Source organism: Streptomyces sp. NPDC127092 (genome assembly GCF_042722475.1).
Classification (GTDB): domain Bacteria; phylum Actinomycetota; class Actinomycetes; order Streptomycetales; family Streptomycetaceae; genus Streptomyces.
Genome location: NZ_JBHXFE010000018.1, coordinates 22,539 through 43,132, shown reverse-complemented (window position 1 = coordinate 43,132; position 20,594 = coordinate 22,539). Strand labels below are relative to the sequence as shown.

Annotated in this window: 20 protein-coding genes; 5 read left to right on the top strand and 15 right to left on the bottom strand. The window is 73.1% G+C overall.

What is annotated here, in order from left to right; translation table 11 throughout:
- Positions 1-21: 21 nt before the first annotated feature.
- The 9 genes from ACFWJO_RS17075 to ACFWJO_RS17035 form a co-directional block, all read right to left on the bottom strand.
- On the bottom strand, positions 22-288 hold the full coding sequence (locus ACFWJO_RS17075; RefSeq protein ID WP_386865828.1) for a Flp family type IVb pilin: 267 nt from the start codon (positions 286-288) through the stop codon (positions 22-24).
- 253 nt (positions 289-541) lie between these two features.
- A complete protein-coding gene (locus ACFWJO_RS17070; RefSeq protein WP_386865826.1) occupies positions 542-1,429 on the bottom strand; it encodes a DUF5936 domain-containing protein in 888 nt (295 codons plus the stop codon).
- 14 nt (positions 1,430-1,443) lie between these two features.
- Positions 1,444-2,388, bottom strand: coding sequence for a type II secretion system F family protein (locus tag ACFWJO_RS17065; RefSeq protein ID WP_386865824.1), 945 nt, complete (start codon positions 2,386-2,388; stop codon positions 1,444-1,446).
- Between the two features lie 13 nt (positions 2,389-2,401).
- Positions 2,402-3,748 carry a CpaF family protein gene (locus ACFWJO_RS17060; protein WP_386865822.1) on the bottom strand — a complete coding sequence of 449 codons (1,347 nt, stop codon included), beginning with the start codon at positions 3,746-3,748 and terminating at the stop codon, positions 2,402-2,404.
- Positions 3,745-4,173, bottom strand: a complete 429-nt coding sequence (locus tag ACFWJO_RS17055; protein WP_386865820.1) for a TadE/TadG family type IV pilus assembly protein — start codon at positions 4,171-4,173, stop codon at positions 3,745-3,747. The genes ACFWJO_RS17060 and ACFWJO_RS17055 overlap by 4 nt, the downstream gene beginning before the upstream one ends.
- A complete protein-coding gene (locus tag ACFWJO_RS17050; RefSeq protein ID WP_386865818.1) occupies positions 4,170-4,631 on the bottom strand; it encodes a TadE/TadG family type IV pilus assembly protein in 462 nt (153 codons plus the stop codon). Before ACFWJO_RS17050 ends, ACFWJO_RS17055 begins: the two co-directional genes overlap by 4 nt.
- 2 nt (positions 4,632-4,633) lie before the next feature.
- Entirely contained in the window at positions 4,634-5,893 is a 1,260-nt protein-coding gene (locus ACFWJO_RS17045; RefSeq protein ID WP_386865816.1) for a CpaE family protein, read from the bottom strand.
- Positions 5,894-5,899: 6 nt separating this feature from the next.
- Positions 5,900-6,604: a Flp pilus assembly protein CpaB gene (gene cpaB, locus ACFWJO_RS17040; RefSeq protein ID WP_384418769.1), complete on the bottom strand. Its 705-nt coding sequence runs from the start codon at positions 6,602-6,604 to the stop codon at positions 5,900-5,902.
- A 154-nt stretch (positions 6,605-6,758) separates the two neighbouring features.
- A complete protein-coding gene (locus tag ACFWJO_RS17035; protein ID WP_386865814.1) occupies positions 6,759-7,619 on the bottom strand; it encodes a hypothetical protein in 861 nt (286 codons plus the stop codon).
- Between the two features lie 280 nt (positions 7,620-7,899).
- Between ACFWJO_RS17035 and ACFWJO_RS17030 the strand changes: the two genes are divergently transcribed.
- Together ACFWJO_RS17030 and ACFWJO_RS17025 are read left to right on the top strand one after the other, a co-directional pair.
- Positions 7,900-9,582 carry a chitinase gene (locus ACFWJO_RS17030; protein WP_386865812.1) on the top strand — a complete coding sequence of 561 codons (1,683 nt, stop codon included), beginning with the start codon at positions 7,900-7,902 and terminating at the stop codon, positions 9,580-9,582.
- A 238-nt stretch (positions 9,583-9,820) separates the two neighbouring features.
- Positions 9,821-11,164: a M14 family metallopeptidase gene (locus ACFWJO_RS17025; protein ID WP_386865810.1), complete on the top strand. Its 1,344-nt coding sequence runs from the start codon at positions 9,821-9,823 to the stop codon at positions 11,162-11,164.
- Here ACFWJO_RS17025 and ACFWJO_RS17020 read toward each other — a convergent pair.
- Genes ACFWJO_RS17020 through ACFWJO_RS17005 form a run of 4 tightly spaced genes read right to left on the bottom strand, consistent with a single transcriptional unit; the run spans position 11,161 to position 13,973 of the window.
- Entirely contained in the window at positions 11,161-11,742 is a 582-nt protein-coding gene (locus ACFWJO_RS17020; protein ID WP_386865808.1) for a hypothetical protein, read from the bottom strand. The genes ACFWJO_RS17025 and ACFWJO_RS17020 overlap by 4 nt on opposite strands.
- Before the next feature lie 46 nt (positions 11,743-11,788).
- Positions 11,789-12,199 (bottom strand): RidA family protein, encoded by a 411-nt coding sequence (locus ACFWJO_RS17015; RefSeq protein ID WP_386865806.1) that lies wholly within the window; start codon positions 12,197-12,199, stop codon positions 11,789-11,791.
- The gene (locus tag ACFWJO_RS17010) at positions 12,196-12,969 is read right to left on the bottom strand and encodes an IclR family transcriptional regulator (protein WP_386865805.1); all 774 of its coding nucleotides are present in this window, start codon (positions 12,967-12,969) and stop codon (positions 12,196-12,198) included. Before ACFWJO_RS17010 ends, ACFWJO_RS17015 begins: the two co-directional genes overlap by 4 nt.
- Positions 12,966-13,973, bottom strand: coding sequence for a sugar kinase (locus ACFWJO_RS17005; protein WP_386865971.1), 1,008 nt, complete (start codon positions 13,971-13,973; stop codon positions 12,966-12,968). Before ACFWJO_RS17005 ends, ACFWJO_RS17010 begins: the two co-directional genes overlap by 4 nt.
- A 187-nt stretch (positions 13,974-14,160) precedes the next feature.
- Here ACFWJO_RS17005 and ACFWJO_RS17000 point away from each other — a divergent pair, with 187 nt between their 5' ends.
- Both ACFWJO_RS17000 and ACFWJO_RS16995 read left to right on the top strand, forming a co-directional pair.
- Positions 14,161-15,441, top strand: a complete 1,281-nt coding sequence (locus ACFWJO_RS17000) for an alanine racemase (RefSeq protein WP_386865803.1) — start codon at positions 14,161-14,163, stop codon at positions 15,439-15,441.
- Between the two features lie 13 nt (positions 15,442-15,454).
- Positions 15,455-17,062 carry an amidohydrolase family protein gene (locus tag ACFWJO_RS16995; RefSeq protein ID WP_386865801.1) on the top strand — a complete coding sequence of 536 codons (1,608 nt, stop codon included), beginning with the start codon at positions 15,455-15,457 and terminating at the stop codon, positions 17,060-17,062.
- A 106-nt stretch (positions 17,063-17,168) separates the two neighbouring features.
- Here ACFWJO_RS16995 and mptB read toward each other — a convergent pair whose 3' ends face one another.
- Both mptB and ACFWJO_RS16985 read right to left on the bottom strand, forming a co-directional pair.
- Positions 17,169-18,698: a polyprenol phosphomannose-dependent alpha 1,6 mannosyltransferase MptB gene (gene mptB, locus ACFWJO_RS16990; protein WP_386865799.1), complete on the bottom strand. Its 1,530-nt coding sequence runs from the start codon at positions 18,696-18,698 to the stop codon at positions 17,169-17,171.
- A gap of 33 nt (positions 18,699-18,731) precedes the next feature.
- A complete protein-coding gene (locus tag ACFWJO_RS16985; protein ID WP_386865797.1) occupies positions 18,732-19,187 on the bottom strand; it encodes a hypothetical protein in 456 nt (151 codons plus the stop codon).
- 163 nt (positions 19,188-19,350) lie between these two features.
- On the opposite strand from ACFWJO_RS16985, the gene ACFWJO_RS16980 reads away from it, so the two are divergent.
- The gene (locus ACFWJO_RS16980; RefSeq protein WP_384418801.1) at positions 19,351-20,562 is read left to right on the top strand and encodes a pyridoxal phosphate-dependent aminotransferase; all 1,212 of its coding nucleotides are present in this window, start codon (positions 19,351-19,353) and stop codon (positions 20,560-20,562) included.
- Positions 20,563-20,594: the final 32 nt, after the last annotated feature.

Below are 20,594 nucleotides of genomic sequence, written 5' to 3'. Positions count from 1 at the left end.
CGTCGTTCCGCCGGCGTCCCGTCAGTGCGCCGCGCCGCCGCCCCCACCGCCGGTCAGGCTGGTGATCTTGCGCGAGATGGCGTCCTTGATGTCCTGGCCGATGCTCGTCCCCGAGATCGCGACCACGATCGCCACCACCACCACGATGATTCCCAGGTACTCCACCGCCGTCTGCCCCCGGTCGCCGCGGCGGGCGGCGCGGGTGCGGGCGCGGGCGGCGCCCTTGGCGGACCAAGTACTCGCGTGCGCCTGGGCCTTGGTCAGGGCCTTCAGCATCGCGTCGTTCATGGTGTTCCCCTCCGTGTCCGGCGACGGGGGCAGAGTACGCCGTATGGGTGGGGTGTTCACAGTGCCCGTAGAACCAATCACCGTAGGTAGTCGGGTTCATGAGACGGTCTCGCCTCCCTCACGCTCGGTCCGGACCGACACCCATCCGATTGCACTCGCGAAGCTGAATTCCCTAAGGGCAGTGTATGGGCGATAGTTGCCACGGCGCCAGCATGTGCAGTCGCACGCATGGGATACCGCACCCCGCACCTCCTCACTCGCCCGTGACCGAGCCGAGGTCCGTGCCCGTGCCGAGGAACAGGCCGGCGCCGAGCAGGATCATCGTCGCGGGGACCATGAGGGTGGTGATGACCATCGTGGCCTTGGGGACGGCCTTCGCGGCCTTGCGGCGGGCGTTCTGGGCGTCGGTGCGGCGCATGTCGTTGGCGATCTGGATCAGGGTGTCGACGATCGGGGCGCCGAGCTCCTCGCCCTGCTGGAGGGCCGTGACGAACTGGGCGACCTGCTCGGAGTCGTTGCGGCGGCGCAGTTCGTCGAAGGCCTCGCGCCGGCTGACGCCCATGTCCATCTGCCGCAGCGTGATGCGCAGTTCGTCCGCCCACGGGCCCTCGTACTTGTCGGCGACGCGCTCCAGGGCCTGGCGGAAGCCGAGTCCCGCGGAGACGACGACGGCGAGGACGTCGAGGAAGTCGGGCAGGGTGCGCTCGATCTGGTCCTTGCGGATGCGGACGGCGGACCATATGCCGACCTCCGTCCAGAACGCGCCGAAGGCGAAGAGGAGCAGCGCCACCAGGACGGATCCCCTGCCGAGCATCAGCAGACCGCCGAGGCCGCCCAGGAAGCCGTAGACGGCGCGCCGGGCGCCGTAGCGGTCGATGGTGAGGCCGCCGGGGTTGCCGGCGAGGTCGATGCGGCGGCGCACGGAGTTGACGCGCTTGGGGCCCATGAGCCGGAGCACGGCCGGGGACCAGCGCATGCCGAGCCGGTCGACGACGGAGTCGACGGCGCCGGTGCGGGTGGCGCCGACCTCGAGGGCGAGCTGGAGGTCGGTGGGCAGCTTGGCGTCGGCGCGGTAGAGGCGGATGCCGTAGGCGACGCCGGCGACGGAGAGGCCGGCGAGCAGCGCGAGGAGGAGGTCCATGGTCGTCGCCGCCCCTACACGTCGATCTTCGCGAGGCGGCGGATGACGACGAAGCCGACGACGTACAGCGCGAAGGCCGCGACGACGGCGAACTGTCCGAGCCCCGAGCCCGTCATCCGGTCCAGCGCGCCCGGCTGCATGTTGTCGATGAGCAGCAGCGAGCCGACGCCGATGACCGGGACGGCGTACGCCGTCATGCTCACCTGCGACAGTTGCGTACGGACCTCGCGCCTCGTCTCCTTGCGTTCCTCCAGGGTCTCGGTGAGGTTGCGCAGGGAGGAGACGACGGTGCCGCCGGCCCGGTTGGCGAGCACCAGGGTCGTGACGAGGACGACGAGTTCGCGGGACGGGAGCCGTTCGGCGAGTTCGCCGAGGGCGTCGTCGACGGAGGTGCCCACGGCGAGCTGCTGGGCGACCTTCTCCAGCTCGTCCCCGGCGGGCGCCTCCAGTTCGTCGGCGGCGATCGAGAGCGCCATGCGCAGGGCGAGTCCGGCCTGGGTGGCGTTGGCGAGGATGCGGGAGAGTTCGGGGAGCTGGTTGATGAACTTCTCGATGCGCTTCTGCCGCTGCCAGTTGAGGAATCCCATCGCGATCCAGACGCCGAGGAAGCCGCTGATCGGCCCGAAGAAGGGCGACAGGAAGGCCTGTCCGGCGGCCCACAGGACGGCGACGGTGAGCGTCATGTAGACGACGAACTCGCCGGGGGTGATGTCGAGTCCGGTGGCGGAGATGCGGAGTTCCAGCCTGCGGCCGAGGCGGGTGCGCCGTACCCGCCGGTCGACGCCCCGGAAGGGCCGCCTGCGCCGGCCGGTGCCCTCGGCCGCCTCGCCCGCGGTCTGTGAGAGGCGGGCGATCAGCGCGGACCGCTGGGCGGCCCCGCTCGCGTACAGCTGGACGCCGGCCACCGCGAGGACGCAGCAGACGAGTGCGGCCCCCAGGGTCAGCAGTGTCGGGTTCACGGTCGGTCTCCCCCTATTTCGCTTCCCGCGTGGCGAGTTGTGCGTCGCTCGCGGCCACGCCGAAGGCCTGTGGGATGGGCTGGCCCGCCATGTAGAGCCGTTCGGCGACGCGGCGCGGCAGCGGGTGGTACGAGAACTCGCCGTGCACGCGGCCGTCGGCGGAGACGGGCCGCGCGTCGAAGCGGCAGACGGTGGCGAGGAGGTAGCTCTCGCGGCCGTTGGAGGCGAGGATCGCGATCTCGGTGACGCGGCGGGTGCCGTCGGGATGGCGGGTGAGCTGGACGAGGACGTCGACGGCGCTGTTGATCTGGTCGCGCAGCGCCTCGAAGGGGACCTTGACCTCCGACATGGAGGCGAGGGTCTGGAGGCGCATGAGGGCGTCCTCGGCCGAGTTGGCGTGGACGGTGGCGAGCGAGCCGTCGTGGCCGGTGGACATGGCCTGGAGCATGTCGAGGGTCTCGCCGCCGCGGACCTCGCCGACCACGATGCGGTCGGGGCGCATGCGCAGCGAGTTGCGGACGAGGTCGCGGATGGTGACCTGGCCGCGGCCCTCGATGTTCGGCGGGCGGGCTTCGAGGCGGATGACGTGGGACTGCTGGAGCTGGAGCTCGGCGGAGTCCTCGATGGTGATGACCCGCTCGCCGTCGGGGATGAGCCCGGACAGGGCGTTGAGCAGGGTGGTCTTGCCGGTGCCGGTGGCGCCGGACACGATGACGTTGAACTTGGCCTGGACGAGTCCGGACAGCAGGAGCAGCATCTGCTCGTCGAGGGAGCCGAGGCCGATCATCTCGTGCAGGGTGTAGGCGCGGGGGAAGCGGCGGATGGTGAGGGTGGCGCCGGTGAGGGAGAGCGGCGGGATGATGACGTTGACGCGCTCGCCGGACGGCAGGCGCGCGTCGACCATCGGGTTGGACTCGTCCACGCGCCGGTTGACGGTCGACACGATCCGCTCGATGGTCTGCATCAGCTGCTCGTGGGAGGCGAACCGCAGCGGCAGCAGTTCCACGCGCCCGGCCCGCTCGACGTAGATCTGGTCGGGGCCGTTGACCATGATCTCGGTGATGGAGGCGTCTTCGAGGAGGGGTTCGAGGACGCCGAGTCCGAGTGCCTCGTCGACGACGCGGCGGATCAGCTGGGCGCGTTCGGCGGTGGAGAGGACGGGGCCCTCGCGGCTGATGATGTGGCCGAGGACGCGTTCGAGGCGGGCCCGGCGCTCGGCGGCGGCGAGCGCGGACATCTCGGTGAGGTCGATCTCCTCCAGGAGTTTGGCGCGGAACGCGGCGACGAGGTGGCCGTCCTCCCGTCCGGCGCCGCCCGCCCGGTTCTCCTCGGGGGTGTGGATGCGGGCCCGCAGGCTCATGGCTGGTCCTCCTCGGGCACGGGCATGGTGGCGGTCTTCCGGATGTCGTCGAAGTCCCAGAAGGGGATGAGGGAGGGGATCTCGACGGTGACGGTCGCGACTCCGCCGGACTCGTGGACGTCGCTCCGGCGTGCGATCCAGTCGCTCATCGCCGCCTTCCCCGCCGTCTCCGGGTCCGGTACGGAGTCCTCGTCGTCCACGCTCGCCGCCCGCGCCGCGGCCCGGGCCGCCGTGCCGGCCTGCTGGGCCGCGTACGCGACGATGCCGAGCTGGACGCCGACGAGGCCGATCAGCAGGAGCAGCGGCAGGAAGCCCAGGTACTCGACGGCCACCTGGCCCCGGTCCCGGCCCCGGCCCTGGCCCTGCCCCTGACCCCGGCCCTGGCCCCGGCCCCGGCCCGGTCCCCTGCGCGGGAGGCGTCTCATCTCTCGTCCCCTTCCCACACCGCCGCGGCCTCGCCGTCCACCTGCCACGGGAAGCTGATCGCGCCGGGGAACAGCACGGGCACGCGCAGGCTCACCGTCGCCCGCACCATTCCGTCCGCGCCCCGGTCGCATCCCGCGTCGGCGTTCGACGCCCACGCCCCCTCCAGGTGCCGCTTCCCGGCGGCCGCGCAGTCGTCGCCCACCGCTCCCGCCCGCGCCGCCTGGTCCGCCGCGTTTCCTGCCAGCGTGTACGTGTAGCCGATCAGGACGCACTGCCACAGCAGCACCAGCGTGAGCAGGATCAGCGGCAGCATGCCGACGAACTCGACGGCCACCTGCCCGCTGTCGCCGAGCTCCCGGCCCGGCGAACGCTCGCCCGGCCCACGCTCGTCCGGGCGACGCTCGCCCGGCCCCCGCTCCTCCCGCTCCCGCTCGCCCCTCCTCGGCGACGCACGCACCGCTATCGCCCTCCCCCGCGCCGCCGCAGCCCGAGCGCGCCGCGGTCCCCGCCGCGTACGAGCTCCTTGCCGGAGGCCGGCGCGCCCGAAGGGGCCTTCACCAGGCCCAGTTCCCCCGCCAGCGACCACAGCGCCTGCTTGACCGACGACCGGGCGTCCAGGTCGTGCAGCCGGCCCGCGTCGACCACGGCCGCGAGCTCCTTGAAGTTCGCGGGGACCGCGACGCCCGCCATCCGCGTGCCGGTGATCTTCTGGACGAGGGCGGGCTGGATCTCGGTGGCGCGCTGGTGGCGGTTGACCAGGACGGTGCTCTCCTCGGGCTTGCGGATCTGGAGCCGGTCCCACATCCGTACGACGCGCTTGGCGGCCCGTACCGCGACGACGTCCGGCGTGGTGACGAGCAGGGCCGTGTCGGCGGTCTCCACGGCCGCCGCGCCGGCCGCGTCGAGGTGGGTGCCGCAGTCGACGACGACGACCGCGTGGCGGCTGCGCAGGGCGCTGAGGATCTGGCGGGCGGCACGGTCGGTGACGTCCTCGCCGCGCTCGCCCTCGCCGGGGGCGAGGAGCAGGGACAGGCCGGTCTCGTGGACGTAGACGGCGTCCTGGAGCACGCGGGGCGTGATGTCGTTGATGGTGGCGAGGTCGGCGAGCGAGCGCCGGAACTGCACGTCGAGGTACGAGGCGATGTCGCCGCCCTGGAGGTCCATGTCGACGAGGGCGACGGTGTGTCCCGAGGCGCGGGCCGCGAGGGCGAGGTGGACGGCGGTGACGGTGGTGCCGACGCCGCCCTTGGCGCCGCTGACGGTGACGACGGTGCCGCCGGGCCCGGTGGGCGTGTCGGCCCCGGCGCCGAGGTGGCGGCGGACGCCCGCGGACCACTGGGCGGCGGCCTGGACGCGGCTGGCCAGCTCCTCGTAGCCGAGCGGGAGGGTGACGAGGCCGCGGGCACCGGAGTCCATGGCGGCGGAGAACAGGACGGGGCTGGCGTCGGCGGTGATGAGGACGACGCCGACGGCGGGGAAGCGGAGGGCGACCTCGCGGACGAGTTCGAGCGCCGGGACGGGGCCGATGCGTTCGTGGACGAGGACGACCTCGGGGAGCTCGTCGAGGGACTCGGCGGCGAGCCGGGCGAGGGTGTCGAGGAGCTGGGTGGAGTCGGCGACGGGCCCGGCGGGTTCGGCGTCGGGGAGCTGGCCGATGAGGGTGGTGACGGCGCGGGCCGCGTCCGGGTCGCCGACCGCCGGCAGGATCCTCGTGGTCATTCGGCCTCACTTGTCCTTGTCGAGCGTGTAGGTGCGGTCGCGCGGGTCGGGCGCGGTGGTGGTGCCGGGGGCGACGAGGGCGAGGCGGACGTGCTCGGCGAAGGACTCGGCGTAGGCGACGCGCTGGGTGTCGGCGGTGGAGAGGGCGAAGGTGACGGGGACGGCGGCGGTGGCGCGGCCGCCGCGGTCGTCGGTGTCCTCGACGGGCGTCAGCTTGCCGATGGCGAGGACGCGGGCGCCGGCGACGATCAGCTTCGACTGGTCGGCGCGGCCGCCGCGTTCGCCGGCGAAGGTGGCGTAGATGTTGACCGCTGAGCCGGGCGTGATCTTGCCGGCGACGCCGGTGGCGGCGTCGATCATGATGGCGATCTCCTGCTGGCCGGGTTCGAGCGCGGGCCGGTCGACGATCATGTCGCTCTGCAGCAGGGAGCCGGCCTTGAGGGTGGTGACGGCGATCTTGCCGCGGGTGCGGGCGAGGTCGGTGACGGCGGTGGCGGGGAGCCAGCGCTCGGGCATGCTGACCTTCTCGAAGTCGCCGGGCCCGAGCGGTGTGTAGGGCGCGATGTCGTCCTTGATCCGGTACGCGGTCACCTCGGGTCCGACCTTGGAGTTCACGTCGCTGATCACCGAGAGGACGCCGGCGAACGCGCCGAGCGCGCACAGGACGGACAGCAGCAGCAGGATCACGCCGCGGCGCTGACGGGAGTTCATGGGCCGTACTACCTCGATCGTGGACGGGTGGAGCGGCGGACGGGGCGGGGCGGTCGGGACGGGGAGGTTCGGGACGGTCGGTCGGTCGGTGCGGAGACGGGCTGGTGGGACTGGTGACGGTCGGGAGCGGGACGGGGCGGGAGCGGAGCGCGGGTCAGCCGGTCGCCGACGCGGCCGGTTCGGCGGGCGCGGCGCCCGCCAGGGGCGCCCCGCAGAAGCCGCAGCGGTCGCCGATGAGCTCCATGCGGCACCAGTGGCAGGTCTCGCGCCGTACCGAGGCGACGAGTTGGTAGAGGACGGGCAGGTCGGGCAGGTACGCGGCGAACTCCACGAGCTTGCCCGTGCCCCACCAGCCGGGCGAGGACTCGGGCAGGGTGGCCTCCTGGACGGCGCGGACCCGCCAGCGGGGGGCGAGGGCGGTCGTGGGCCACTCGGTCTGGAGCTGGCCGCGGGCGAGGACGAGGTCGGTGGTGAACTCGGGCCCGGCCAGCTCGTCGGAGCCGCCCGATCCGAGCCGTACGAGCTGGGGCTCGGGCCCCGCGAGCACGGCGAACTGGGCGCCGGGGAGCCAGCCCTTGACGTGGGAGGTGAGTCCGACGGGTACGTGGTCGAGCCGGGCCACGGAGCCGAGGACGGCACCGGCGTACACGTAGTGGGCGAGGAGCCGGGCCGCGGAGGCGAGGACGCCCGGGCTGAAGTCGCAGGCGGACAGCTGGCGGAGCTGGCGGACGAGGACCGCGGCGCCGAGCGGCGGCAGTGCGGTCCTGACGATCGCGATCCGGTCGGATTCGAGCAGGGACCGTACCGAGTGGAGCCGTCGGGCGGTCGCGGGCGGCACGTGTCCGGGGCAGACGACGATCAGATGGCCGTACCGGTCGAGCAGGAGCTGGACGTCGGCGAGCGAGGCGTCGAGCGGCCGGATCCCGGGGTCGGGCAGGACGGCGGCGGGAGGTGTCTGCGGGTCGGTCGGTGGCAGCACCAGGTCGGCGCTGGTGACCGCAATCGCTGTCGGCACTCGGGCTCCCCCGATCCCTCACTGACCACTCGTTGATCACTTGCTGCGTTCGCAGCGTTACCGCCGCCCTGCACTTTATCCACGTCGGCCGGGGTGGTGAACAGACAATCCTTCAAGCTCCGTCACTTTCTCGGTCGTCGTGGACGGCTCTGAACTGCGCTTCCTTCCACAGGCCTTGACAACCCAATTGGTCTGGACCAACTTGTCTGCCGACGGTGGCCACCGCTCAGCACCTCCCCGCCCCTCCCCCTCTCCCCGTCCCCCACCCCGGAGGCAGCAAGTGGACCGCACCACCAGAGCCGCGCTGGGCCTGGCCCTGAGCGCCGGCCTCGTCCTCGTCGGCGGCGCCGGCACCGCCCAGGCCGCGGACGTCAACGTCGCCAGGAACGCGGGCTTCGAGAACGGCCTCGCCAACTGGTCCTGTTCGGCGGGCAGCGGCGCCGTCGTCTCCTCGCCGGTACGCACCGGAGCGGGCGCCCTGCGCGCCACCCCCGCCGGCCTCGACAACGCCAGGTGCACCCAGACGGTGACCGTGAAGCCGAGCTCCACGTACACCCTCAGCGCCTGGGTCCAGGGCGGTTACGCGTACCTCGGCGCGAGCGGCACCGGCACCACCGACGTCTCCACCTGGACGCCGGACTCCACGAGCTGGAAGCAGCTGACGACCACCTTCACCACCGGCGCCAACACCACCTCGGTGCAGATCTACACGCACGGCTGGTACGGCACGGCCGCGTACTCCGTCGACGACGTGAGCGTCTTCGGCCCCGACGGCGGTGGTGGCACCGACCCGGAGCCGACCGTCCCGGCCACCCCGGCGGGCCTCGCCGCCGGCACCGTCACCAGCAGCTCCGTCCCGCTCACCTGGGGCGCGGTCTCCGGCGCGACGGGCTACAAGGTCTACAAGGACGGCGCCCTCGCGACGACCGTGAACACCACCTCGGCCACCGTCACCGGCCTGGCCGCCGACACCGCGTACCAGTTCCAGGTCTCGGCCGCCAACGCCGCGGGCGAGTCGGCGAAGTCGGCCGCCGTCACCGCGCGCACCGCGAAGGTCACCGACCCCGGCCCCGGCCCCGCCGTGCCGAAGCACGCGCTGACCGGCTACTGGCAGAACTTCGACAACGGCGCCACGGTGCAGAAGCTGCGCGACGTCCCGTCGCAGTACGACATCATCGCCGTCTCCTTCGCGGACTCGACGGCCACGCCCGGCCAGATCACCTTCAACCTCGACCCGGCCGTCGGTTACGCCTCCGTCGCCTACTTCAAGGCCGACGTCGCCGCCAAGAAGGCGGCCGGGAAGTCCGTGATCATCTCGGTCGGTGGCGAGAAGGGCAACGTCACCGTCAACAGCGACGCCTCCGCGACCGCCTTCGCCGACAGCGCGTACGCCCTGATGCGGGAGTACGGCTTCAACGGCGTCGACATCGACCTGGAGCACGGCATCAACGCGACGTACCTGACCAAGGCGCTGCGTCAGCTGTCCGCCAAGGCCGGTTCGTCGCTGGTCCTGACGATGGCCCCGCAGACCATCGACATGCAGAACACCGGCACCGAGTACTTCAAGACCGCGCTCGCCGTGAAGGACATCCTCACGGTGGTCAACATGCAGTACTACAACAGCGGTTCGATGCTCGGCTGCGACGGCAGGGTCTACAGCCAGGGCTCGGTGGACTTCCTCACCGCGCTCGCCTGCATCCAGCTCCAGGGCGGCCTCGACGCCTCGCAGGTCGGCCTCGGCGTGCCCGCCTCGACGCGGGGCGCGGGCAGCGGCTACGTCGACCCGCAGGTCGTGAAGAACGCGCTCGACTGCCTGGCCAAGGGCACCGGCTGCGGCACGTTCAAGCCGTCGCGGACGTACCCGGACATCCGTGGCGCGATGACCTGGTCGACCAACTGGGACGCGACGGCGGGCAACGCCTGGTCGAACGCGGTCGGCCCGCACGTCCACGGCCTGCCGTAAGCGCCCGCGTGGGCCCGGCGTCACTACGCCCTTCGGAGGAATCCCCCCGCAGCGCCGCCGTCATCCGGCGGCGCTGCGCCGTTTCCGGGGGCCGGGAGCGGGAGAATGTGGCCGAACTTGACCGCTTGACCCGTTCATGTCACACCCTCACCATGTCAGCACCGTACGACGTCCGACGTCCGATTTCCGACGAACGACCGTCTGTCGCACTCCCCACACTCCCCACCCAGGAGACAGCATGCGACTTCGTACCCGCGGACGGAGGTCCGCCGCCCTGGCGGCCCTCCTGGCGCTCGCCCTCGCGGCGCCCGTCTCCGCGCTCACGACTCCCGCCGGGGCCGACCCGGCGCCGACCGCCGCCGCCAGGGACGGCGAGGAGGTGATCCGGCAGTACGAGATCGCCGGACCCGCCACCGCCGCCGAACGCTCCGCCCTCACCGCCACCGGCGTCTCCATCGACGAGGTCGACGCCCGCTCGGTCGTCGTCAGCGCCGACGCCCGCCAGCTGGCCCACCTCAATAGCCTCGGGTACCGGCCGGTCGCCCTGCCCGCGCCGCCCGAGCGGGGCAAGGCCGCCGCCTCGGCCGTGGGACCGCTCGACTTCCCCTCCGCCGACTCCAAGTACCACAACTACGCGGAGATGAACGCCGAGATCAACACGCGGCTCGCCGCCTACCCGTCCATCATGAGCAAGCGGGTGATCGGCAAGAGCTACCAGGGCCGCGACATCGTCGCCATCAAGATCAGCGACAACGTCGGCACCGACGAGGCCGAGCCCGAGATCCTCTTCACCCACCACCAGCACGCCCGCGAGCACCTCACCGTCGAAATGGCGCTCTACCTGCTGCGCGAACTCGGCGCCGGGTACGGCACGGACAGTCGCGTCACCAACATGGTGAACAGCCGCGAGATCTGGATCGTGCCCGACCTCAACCCGGACGGCGGCGAGTACGACATCGCGAGCGGCTCCTACCGCAGCTGGCGCAAGAACCGCCAGCCCAACTCCGGTTCGACCTACGTCGGTACGGACATGAACCGCAACTGGGACTACAAGTGGGGCTGCTGCGGCGGCTCCTCCGGCTCCAAGAGCTCCGAGACCTACCGCGGCACCGCCCCCGAGTCCGCGCCCGAGGTGAAGGTCGTCTCCGACTTCGTCCGCTCGCGCGTGGTCGGCGGCAAGCAGCAGATCACGGCCGGCATCGACTTCCACACCTACAGCGAGCTGGTCCTGTGGCCCTTCGGCTACACCAACGCCGACACCACGACCGGCATGACGCAGGACGACCGTGACGCCTTCGCCACGGTCGGCCAGAAGATGGCGTCGAGCAACGGCTACACCCCCGAGCAGTCCAGCGACCTGTACATCACCGACGGGTCGATCGACGACTACCTCTGGGGCGCGCACAAGATCTTCGCGTACACCTTCGAGATGTACCCGACCTCGTCCTGGAACGGCGGTTTCTACCCGCCCGACGAGGTGATCGAGCGCGAGACCTCCCGCAACCGGGACGCCGTCCTCCAGCTCATGGAGAACGCCGACTGCATGTACCGCTCGATCGGCAAGGCCGCGCAGTACTGCTAGGCGGTCTCGCTCCCGCCCTCGTCGAAGTACGCGTCCAGCACCGCGTCCAGGAGTGTCTCCCACTCCTGGACGCGCGCCTTCGCCGGCGCGTCGATCTCGATCGGGTACCAGCGCCGGTCAGGGGTGTGCACGACCACCCTGAACCGCCTGCCGAAGCGGGCCGTCGCGGTCTCGACCGCGCCGATCTCGTCCCAGCGGAACTCGCAGCTCTCCTCGTCGAGGCTGAGCCGAACGCCCTGGGCGTCGGCGACGATCCGGGCACGCCGGTCGGCGGCCTCGAAGACGGGCCCGTCGGGATCGGCGTCGGACGCGGCATCCCCGTCCGCGTCCGCATCCGCGTCGGCGTCGGCGTCGGCCTCGGGCACGTCCGCCCCGGACTCGCCTTCCGCCCCGGCCACTTCGGCCTCGCCCGCCGCGTCCGCCGGGACGGCGTCCCGGGGTTCGGCGTCCACCGGCTCCTCCGGCCCCACCGGGGCCACCGGGCCGAGGCCCGCGACTCCCGTGATGCCCGGGACGAACGCCGGGTCCGCCGCGGCGCCGTGCACCGTCTGAATGCTGGGTCCTGTGCGCTGCTCCACGGCGGAAGTATGGCCGATGCCCCTGTGAGCGTTCGAGCCGCCCCGGTCAGTCCAGTACGGCCAGGGCGTCGATCTCGACCAGCAGTCCCGCGGGCAGGCCGACGTAGACCGTCGTACGCGCCGCGGCCGGGGCCTTGAGCTCCTGCTCGTCGAAGTAGGCGTCGTAGATCTCGTTCATCTCGGCGAAGTGGGCGACGTCCGTCAGATAGACCCGGATCATCATCACGTCGTCCCAGGTAGCGCCGCCCTCCTCCAGGATCGCCTTGACGTTGGCGAGGGTCTGGAGGGTCTGCTCGCGCAGGGCGGGGCCGGCCGGGGTCGGGGGCCGGCCCTCGACGGCGGGCAGGAAGCCGACCTGGCCCGCGACCTGGAGGATGTTGCCCTTCCTGACGCCGTGGGAGAACCTCGCGGGCGGGGCGGTGTGGGTCGGCGGCGTGAGGGCGGTCTTCTCGGTCATGCGCGGTCCTTGTCCTCGGGGTCGGTCCTGGTCGTTCCGGAGTATTCACGGCTGATGTCGTCGGCGGTGCGGCGCACCAGCGGGAGCAGGGCGAGGAGTTCGTCGGCGGTGACGACGACGTTCGGCGCCGAGACCGACATGGCGGCGACGACCCGGCCGTCCGCGCCGCGGACGGGCGCGGCGACGCAGTTGATGGACTCCTCGTGGCCGCCGAGGTCGGTGGCCCAGCCCTGTTCGCGTACGGTCGCCAGCTCCTTGAGGAAGGCGGCGGCGTTCGGGGTCGAACGGGGCGTGTACATGGGGTAGTCGAGCCTGGCGGCGAGGGCGCGGCGCTCGGCCTCGGGCAGGTCGGCGAGGAGCAGTTTGGCGACGGCGGCGACGGTGATGGCGACGGGCTTGCCGATCCGGGAGTACATGCGGACCGGGTACCGGCTCTCGACCTTGTCGATGTAGAGGACCTCGCCCTCCTCGTGGACGGCGAGGTGGACGGTGTGGCCGGTCCGCTCGTTGAGGGCGACGAGGTGGGGGTGGGCGATCTCGCGGACGTCGAGGTTCTCGACGGCTTCCTGGGCGAGGGCGAAGAGTCGGGCGCCGAGGCGGTAGCGCTGGTCCTGCTGGCGGTAGACGAGGCCGTGCTCGTGGAGGGTGCGCAGCAGGCGCAGGGCGGTGGACTTGTGGACGCCGAGCCGTTCGGCGACCTGACCGAGGTCGGCGGGGCCCTGCGCGAGCAACGGCAGGATGCTGAGCGCGCGGTCGACGGTCTGGCTCATGGCGTGCGTACCTCCAGGTCCTCCCCCGTCCAGCCGGGGCCGAGGTGAAGTCTCTCCCAGGCCCGGTCGTCGAGCCGGGCCAGCCGGTCGGCGTGGGCGCGCCGGGGCGGGCGGGCGAGGTCGCCGGGCGCGGTGAGGGCGGCGGCGGCCATGAGGTGGCCGTGGCGGAGCCGCGCGCGCGTGTCGAGGCCGCGGAGGGTCGCGGAGAGGAATCCGGCGGCGAAGGCGTCGCCGGCGCCGACGGTGGAGACGACGTCGACGCGGGGCGGGCGTTCCAGGTACCCGGCGCCGGTGGCGTCCGCGATGTCCGCGAAGGACTCGGGGCGGCGGTCGGAGACGTAGGCGCCGCCCTTGCCGAGCTTGACGACGAGCGTCTCGGGCCGGTCGACGAGGTCGCCGACGGCCCGGATGCCCTTCGCTCCCCACAGCGCCTTCGCCTCGTCGGCGCCGACGAAGACGAGGTCGGCGCGGTTGGCGAGGTCGAGGAGGACCTCGGGGGCGGCGGCTCCGTCGCGCCAGAGGGCGGGCCGGTGGTTGACGTCGAAGGAGACCAGGGGGCGGCCGGGGCGGGGCGCGGTCAGTGCGTACAGCAGCGCCCGGCACTCGTCGGAGAGCGCGGCGGTGATGCCGGTGAGATGGAGGATCCGGCCGTCGGTGACGGAGTCGTACGGCACGGTGTCGGGCGACATCGCGGAGGCGGCGGAGCCGGCCCGGTAGTAGACGGCCTCGTGGCCGTCGGTGGCGCGGTCGGCGTCGGTGCGGAAGTAGACGCCGGTGGGCCGGTGCGGGTCGCGGCGGACGGCGCCGGTGTCGACTCCGTACGCTGCGATGGCGGCGAGCAGGTGGTCGCCGAAGCCGTCGGCGCCGACCCGGCCGACCCAGCGGACGCGGTGTCCGGCGGCGGCGAGCGCGCAGGCGACGTTGGACTCGGCGCCGCCGACGGCGCGGGTGAAGGCGGGGACGTCGGCGAGGCGGCCCGGCCGGGAGGGCAGAAAGGTCACCATGGACTCGCCCAGGCAGACCACGTCGGGGGACGGCCCGGCCGGGGGCGCGGTCTCGGCCACGGTCACGCTCCTGCGGGTCCCTGGGGCGCCGGGTCCATTGACCCGGCCTCGGCCCGGATGTTAGACAGCGACGAGCGACATACGCAATGGGCGTTGCATGTGCTGCAACGCTGTGGAGGAGGGTTCCATGCCGACCGAGCCGCGGACCGAGCTGTCGGACGAGCGCGTCGACCACCGCTTCAAGGGCCTGCCGCCGGACGCCGAGGGCCTCACCGTCCGCGAGCTGGCCGCCCAGCGCCGCAACCTCTTCACCGGCGGCTTCACCACCCCCGTCCTCGCCCTCTCCGCGGAGTCCGTCGAGCACAACCTGCGCCTCCTGGAGACCTACGCCGAGCGTCACGGCCTCGCCTTCGCGCCGCACGGCAAGACCTCCATGGCCCCGCAGCTCTTCGACCGCCAGCTCGAACACGGCGCCTGGGGCATCACCGCCGCCGTACCGCACCAGGCCCGGGTCTACCGCGCCCACGGCATCGACCGGATCTTCCTCGCCAACGAGCTCGTCGACGCCGTGGCGCTGCGCTGGCTCGCCGCCGAACTCGACGGCGATCCGGACTTCCGGTGCGTCTGCTACGTCGACTCCGTGCGCGGCGTCGAGCTGATGGACGAGGCCCTGCGCGCGGCGGGCGTCCGGCGCCCGGTGGACGTGGTCGTCGAGCTCGGCGCGGCCGAGGCCGGGCGCACCGGCGTGCGGACCGAGGCCGAGGCCGAGGCCGTGGCCGACGCGGTCGCGGCCACGGACCGGCTCCGGCTCGTGGGCGTCGCGGGGTACGAGGCGACGATGCCGCAGGCGGACGCCGCCCGGGTGCGCGAGTGGCTGCACCGGCTCGTCGGGCTCGCGGCCGCCTTCGACAAGTCCGGCAGGTTCGCGCCCGACCTGCCGGAGATCGTCGTCAGCGCCGGCGGCAGCGAGTGGTTCGACACGGTCGCCGAGGTCTTCGCCGGGATCCCGGAGTTCTCCCGGCCCGTCCTGAAGCTGCTGCGCTCGGGCGCGTACGTGTCCCACGACGACGGCCAGTACCGCGAGCGGACCCCCTTCAACCGGATTCCCGAGGAGGGCGCGCTGCGGCCCGCGTTCCGGCTCTGGTCCCAGGTCGTCTCCCGCCCCACCCCCGCGCAGGCCTTCACCAACGCGGGCAAGCGCGACGCCGCCCACGACCTCCACCTGCCGGAGGCGCAGGTCGTCCGCGACGGGCGCACCGGCGAGGTCCGCCCGGCCGACGGCGTCACCGTCACCGCCCTGTCCGACCAGCACACCTGGCTGGCCACGGAGCCCGGCGCGGACGTGGAGGTCGGCGACTGGGTCGGCATGGGCCTGTCCCACCCGTGCACGTCCTTCGACAAGTGGCAGCTGATCCCGCTCGTGGAGGCGGACGGCACGGTCGTCGACTACATCCGCACGTTCTTCTAGCAGGGGGCCGGTGATGGATCTCGTCTTCCGTGACGCCGAGGTCGTCGACGGCACCGGCGAACCCTCCTACCGCGCCGACGTCGCCCTCGCCGGCGGCCGGATCGCCGCGATCGTGAAGGAGGGCGCGGCGGCCGGCTGCCAGCGCCCGACCGGCCGCCGGATCGTCGACGCCGAGGGCCTCGCGCTGTCCCCCGGCTTCATCGACATGCACGCCCACAGCGACCTCGCGCTGCTCCGGGACCCGGACCACAGCGCGAAGGCCGCGCAGGGCGTGACGCTCGAGGTGCTCGGCCAGGACGGCCTGTCGTACGCGCCGGCCGACGACCGCACCCTCGACGCGGTGCGGACGGCGATCGCCGGCTGGAACGGCGGTGGGCCCGGGGATTCGACCGTCGACTTCGACTGGCGCACGGTGGGCGAGTACCTGGACCGCCTGGACACCGCGCACGGGGGCCGGGGCGTCGCGGTCAACGCGGCCTACCTCGTCCCCCAGGGCACGGTCCGGATGTACGCGATGGGCTGGGAGGACCGCCCGGCGACGGAGACCGAGCTGAACCGCATGCGGCAGCTCGTCGCCGAGGGCCTGGAGCAGGGCGCGGTCGGCATGTCCTCCGGCCTCACCTACACGCCCGGGATGTACGCCCCCGACGCCGAGCTCACCGAGCTGTGCCGGGTGGTGGCGCGGTACGGCGGTTACTACTGCCCGCACCACCGCTCGTACGGGGCGGGGGCCCTGGAGGCGTACGAGGAGATGGTGCGGCTCACGCGCGACGCGGGCTGCGCCCTGCACCTCGCCCACGCCACCCTGAACTTCGGCGTGAACGAGGGCCGCGCGCCGGAGCTCCTGTCGCTCCTGGACGAGGCCCTGGCGGCAGGCTCCGACATCACCCTGGACACCTACCCGTACACCCCCGGCTCCACCACCCTCGCGGCCCTCCTGCCCGGCTGGGCGCACGAGGGCGGTCCGGAGGCGCTCCTGGCCCGCCTCCGCGACGACGCGACGGCGGAACGGATCCGCCACCACCTGGAGGAAACCGGCTCGGACGGCTGTCACGGGGTCCCGGTCGAGTGGCACACGATCGAGATCGCGGGCGTGACGGCTCCGCCGCTCGCGTCCTGGGTGGGCCGCAGGGTCCCCGACTGGCCGACGGCCCGCCGCCTCCTCGTGGAGGACCGCCTCGGCCCGACGATCCTCCAGCACGTGGGCCACGAGGAGAACGTCCGCGCGATCATGCGCCACCGGGTCCACACGGGCGGCTCGGACGGCATCCTCCAGGGCGCGAAGCCGCACCCGCGGGCGTACGGCACGTTCCCCGAGTACCTCGGCCGCTACGTGCGCGAGGAGTCCGTCCTCACCCTGGAGGACTGCGTCGCCCATCTCACTTCCCGCCCCGCGCGGCGGCTCCGCCTCCCGGACCGCGGCCTGGTGAAGGAGGGCTACGTGGCCGACCTGGTCCTGTTCGACCCGGCAACGGTCGCCGCCGGCTCCACGTACGCGGCCCCCCGCACCCTCCCCACGGGCATCCCCCACGTCCTGATCGACGGCCACTTCGTGATCGAGGACGGCAAACGCACGGACACCCTGGCGGGCCGGTCGATCCGCCGGACGCGACCGGCCTGACGCCTCCGACACCCGCCCGGGCGCCCTCGGCGGCCGCGTCCAGCCCCTGCGCATGCGCCCGTCATCCCTACGGCGGTGCCGGCGGCGAGGCCGTCACCCCGTGGGCCTAACGGACCCGATCCCGCCGTGCCGCCGCCTCGCTCGGGACCGGACGGGGGCCCGGCACCGCGACGGTGCCCGGCTCACCCCACGACTCGCGCCGCGCCCACCACAGGCCCGCCGCCAGCACCACGCCCGCCAGGGCGAAGCCGTACGCCGGCGTGTGACCCGAGGGCGCCGTCTCGTAGGCCAGGGCCGCGCACAGGACCGCAAGCAGCTGGCCGCCCCGTCCATCCCACGCGCCCGCCGCCGCGACCGCGACCGTGCCCCAGAGCACGTACCAGGGCTGGACCATCGGCGAGAGCGCCACCAGCGCCAGCAGGGAGAGGCCGAGGCCCAGGACCGGTTCGACGCGCCCCTTCCACACCCGCCACGCGATCGCCGCGACGATCGCACCGGCGGCCAGCAGGCCGAGCTTCTGCACCACGCCCTTGACCGGCTCGGGATCGTCCGCGACCAGCAGCCCGAGCCCGAGCCCGAGGTCGCTGGTGACGGACAGGGCCGTGTGGATGGTGGCGGCCACGCTCTGGGTGCGGAGCCAGCCGAAGCCGGTGCCGGCCGCCACGCTCGCCCCCGCCGCGACGGCGACGGCCACCGCACCCGGCAGCAGTCCCTTCGCGAGGCCGGCCGCCCCGCCACGCCGCCGCGCGACCGCGATCCCGGCGAACAGCAGTCCCAGCGCCGCCGGCGACTTGATCATCATCGCGAGCCCGATGACCGCGCCGCCCACCGCCCACCGCCCGCGCCGCACGGCGAGGAGGACGCCCGCGAGCAGCAGTCCGGCCATCAGGCCGTCGTTGTGCAGGCCGCCCACGACATGGACGAGGAGCAGCGGGTTGAGCGCCGCGAGCCACACCGCCCCGTCCCGCCGCCCCTCCGGCGCGAGCCCGCGCACCGCCCACACGATCAGCGCGAGCGCGAGGAGCGCGACGAGTCGCATGCCGAGGACGGCGGGGACGACGGCGCCACCGGTGAGCCCGACGACGGCCTGGGCGAGGAGGAGGAAGACCGGGCCGTACGGCGCGGGCGTGTCGGTCCAGTGGCCGCCGACGCTCGCCGCCGCGTCGTACCCGAGTTCGCCGGGGCCGAGGACGGCGGGCCCGGCCGCGTACACGTCGTGGCCTTCGAGGACCATCGCTCCCTGGGCGATGTAGCTGTAGACGTCGGCGCTGTACAGCGGCGGGGCGAGCAGGAGCGGCGCGACCCACCAGCAAAGCGTGACTCCGACCCCGGCCCCGTCAGCACCGGCCCCGGCCCCAGCCCCAGCAGCACCGGCCCCGGCCCCGTCAGCACCGGCCCCGCCTGCCTCGCGCCCGGCGCGGAGCACCCGCCCGTACTGCCACCACGCCACGATCAGCAGGGTCAGCCCGAGGTACGCGAGCACGGAGCCCGCCACCGTCACACCGGTGCCGTGCGGCTGCCACAGGCCCGCGCCGCCGCGTACGGGGAGCGTCCCGGCGGCCCAGCCGCCGACGGTGACGGCGAGCGAACCGGCCGCGCCGAGCCACCGGCATCCGGCGGTGCTGAAAACCCACATGAGGGGCAAACCTACCGTGCCCCGCCCGGCGCCCTACCGGGGCTTCTTCTGGATGCCGGGTGCCTGGTCCGAGTAGCCGGGGCGGCCGGACGGGGACGCCGTCCCGCTCCCGGAGGCCGCGGGCGCGGGGCTTGTCGCGCCGCCGGACGGCGTCGGGCTCGCGGACGGGTCCGCGGTGCCGCCGGCCGTGGCGGACGGGGAAGCGGAGCCGCCCGAGGCGCTCGGGTCGGCGCCCGGGCTCCCGCCGTCGTCCTCGCCGGAGCTCCCGGCGTCGCGCTGGATCAGCGCGGGCATGCCGGGGCGGCTCTCGTCCGGCCCCAGGCCGCCCCCTCCGGACGCGGGCCCGCCGTCGAGCGCGGCGAAGGCGGCGAGGACGCCGCACACGACGACGGCGCCGCTCCCGATGATCCACAGCGGGCCGGGGCCACGGCGCTTGGACGCGTGGCGTCGTCTGGAGGGCTCTGCGGCCCCCGTCTCGTTCGGACTCACGAGCCGTGATTGTAGGGAGCACGACACGACGGAAGCGACGTGGGTCACAGCGGGGGGCACGCGCGCCCGCGGACCGGACCGCGGCCACGTCCCGAGCGCGCCGTACGCCCGACGTGTCCCAAAACACGAGGCGTCTTGCGGCGGCCCGCCGTAAGCTCTCGTCATGCAGGTGATCCAGTCCACGAAGCTCGCCAACGTCTGTTACGAAATCCGGGGCCCGGTGCTCGAAGAGGCGATGCGGCTGGAGGCTGCGGGTCATCGCATCCTCAAGCTCAACACCGGGAACCCGGCCGCGTTCGGCTTCGAGTGTCCGCCGGCCATCCTCGAGGACATGCTGCGCAACCTCGCCGACGCGCACGGCTACGGCGACGCGAAGGGCCTGCTGTCGGCCCGGCGGGCGGTGATGAGCCACTACGAGACCAAGGGCATCCCCCTGTCGGTCGAGGACATCTACCTGGGCAACGGCGTCTCCGAGCTGATCCAGATGGCGATGCAGGCCCTGCTCGACGACGGCGACGAGGTGCTGGTCCCGGCGCCGGACTACCCGCTGTGGACGGCCGCGGTCTCGCTGGCGGGCGGCACGGCCGTGCACTACCGCTGCGACGAGCAGGCCGACTGGATGCCGGACCTGGCCGACATCGAGCGGAAGATCACCGATCGGACCAAGGCGATCGTGATCATCAACCCGAACAACCCGACGGGCGCCGTCTACGACGACGAGATGCTGCGGGGCCTGACCGAGATCGCCCGCCGGCACAGCCTGGTGGTCTGCTCGGACGAGATCTACGACAAGATCCTCTACGACGGCGCCACGCACACGCCGACCGCCGCCATCGCCCCCGACCTGCTGGTCCTCACCTTCAACGGGATGAGCAAGAACTACCGGGTGGCCGGTTTCCGGTCCGGCTGGCTCGCGGTCTGCGGCCCGAAGTCGCACGCCTCCTCGTACATCGAGGGCCTGACGATCCTGGCCAACATGCGGCTGTGCGCCAACATGCCGGCGCAGCACGCGGTGGCCGCGGCCCTGCAGGGCAGGCAGTCGATCGAGGACCTGGTGCTGCCGGGCGGGCGGCTCCTGGAGCAGCGGGACACGGCGTACGAGCTGCTGACGCAGATCCCGGGCGTGACGTGCGTGAAGCCGAAGGGGGCGCTGTACCTGTTCCCGCGCCTCGACCCGGCGGTCTACAAGATCAAGGACGACCGGCAGATGGTCCTCGACCTGCTGCGGGCCGAGAAGATCATGGTGGTGCACGGGACCGGCTTCAACTGGCACGAGCCGGACCACTTCCGGATCGTGACGCTGCCGACGGCCGCGGACCTGGCGGACGCGGTGACGCGGATCGGCACCTTCCTGGACGGCTACAGCCAGTACTGACGCGCGCTCGCCGTCCCGACTTCCGGACACGG

What these genes read in the sequence shown, in the direction of transcription:
- ACFWJO_RS17075 (WP_386865828.1), bottom strand. Translation starts at nt 288, where the DNA reads ATGAACGACGCGATGCTGAAGGCCCTGACCAAGGCCCAGGCGCACGCG.
- ACFWJO_RS17070 (WP_386865826.1), bottom strand. Translation starts at nt 1,429, where the DNA reads ATGGACCTCCTCCTCGCGCTGCTCGCCGGCCTCTCCGTCGCCGGCGTC.
- ACFWJO_RS17060 (WP_386865822.1), bottom strand. Translation starts at nt 3,748, where the DNA reads ATGAGCCTGCGGGCCCGCATCCACACCCCCGAGGAGAACCGGGCGGGC.
- ACFWJO_RS17055 (WP_386865820.1), bottom strand. Translation starts at nt 4,173, where the DNA reads ATGAGACGCCTCCCGCGCAGGGGACCGGGCCGGGGCCGGGGCCAGGGC.
- ACFWJO_RS17045 (WP_386865816.1), bottom strand. Translation starts at nt 5,893, where the DNA reads ATGACCACGAGGATCCTGCCGGCGGTCGGCGACCCGGACGCGGCCCGC.
- cpaB (WP_384418769.1), bottom strand. Translation starts at nt 6,604, where the DNA reads ATGAACTCCCGTCAGCGCCGCGGCGTGATCCTGCTGCTGCTGTCCGTC.
- ACFWJO_RS17025 (WP_386865810.1), top strand. Translation starts at nt 9,821, where the DNA reads ATGCGACTTCGTACCCGCGGACGGAGGTCCGCCGCCCTGGCGGCCCTC.
- ACFWJO_RS17015 (WP_386865806.1), bottom strand. Translation starts at nt 12,199, where the DNA reads ATGACCGAGAAGACCGCCCTCACGCCGCCGACCCACACCGCCCCGCCC.
- ACFWJO_RS17010 (WP_386865805.1), bottom strand. Translation starts at nt 12,969, where the DNA reads ATGAGCCAGACCGTCGACCGCGCGCTCAGCATCCTGCCGTTGCTCGCG.
- ACFWJO_RS17005 (WP_386865971.1), bottom strand. Translation starts at nt 13,973, where the DNA reads ATGGTGACCTTTCTGCCCTCCCGGCCGGGCCGCCTCGCCGACGTCCCC.
- ACFWJO_RS17000 (WP_386865803.1), top strand. Translation starts at nt 14,161, where the DNA reads ATGCCGACCGAGCCGCGGACCGAGCTGTCGGACGAGCGCGTCGACCAC.
- ACFWJO_RS16995 (WP_386865801.1), top strand. Translation starts at nt 15,455, where the DNA reads ATGGATCTCGTCTTCCGTGACGCCGAGGTCGTCGACGGCACCGGCGAA.
- mptB (WP_386865799.1), bottom strand. Translation starts at nt 18,698, where the DNA reads ATGTGGGTTTTCAGCACCGCCGGATGCCGGTGGCTCGGCGCGGCCGGT.
- ACFWJO_RS16980 (WP_384418801.1), top strand. Translation starts at nt 19,351, where the DNA reads ATGCAGGTGATCCAGTCCACGAAGCTCGCCAACGTCTGTTACGAAATC.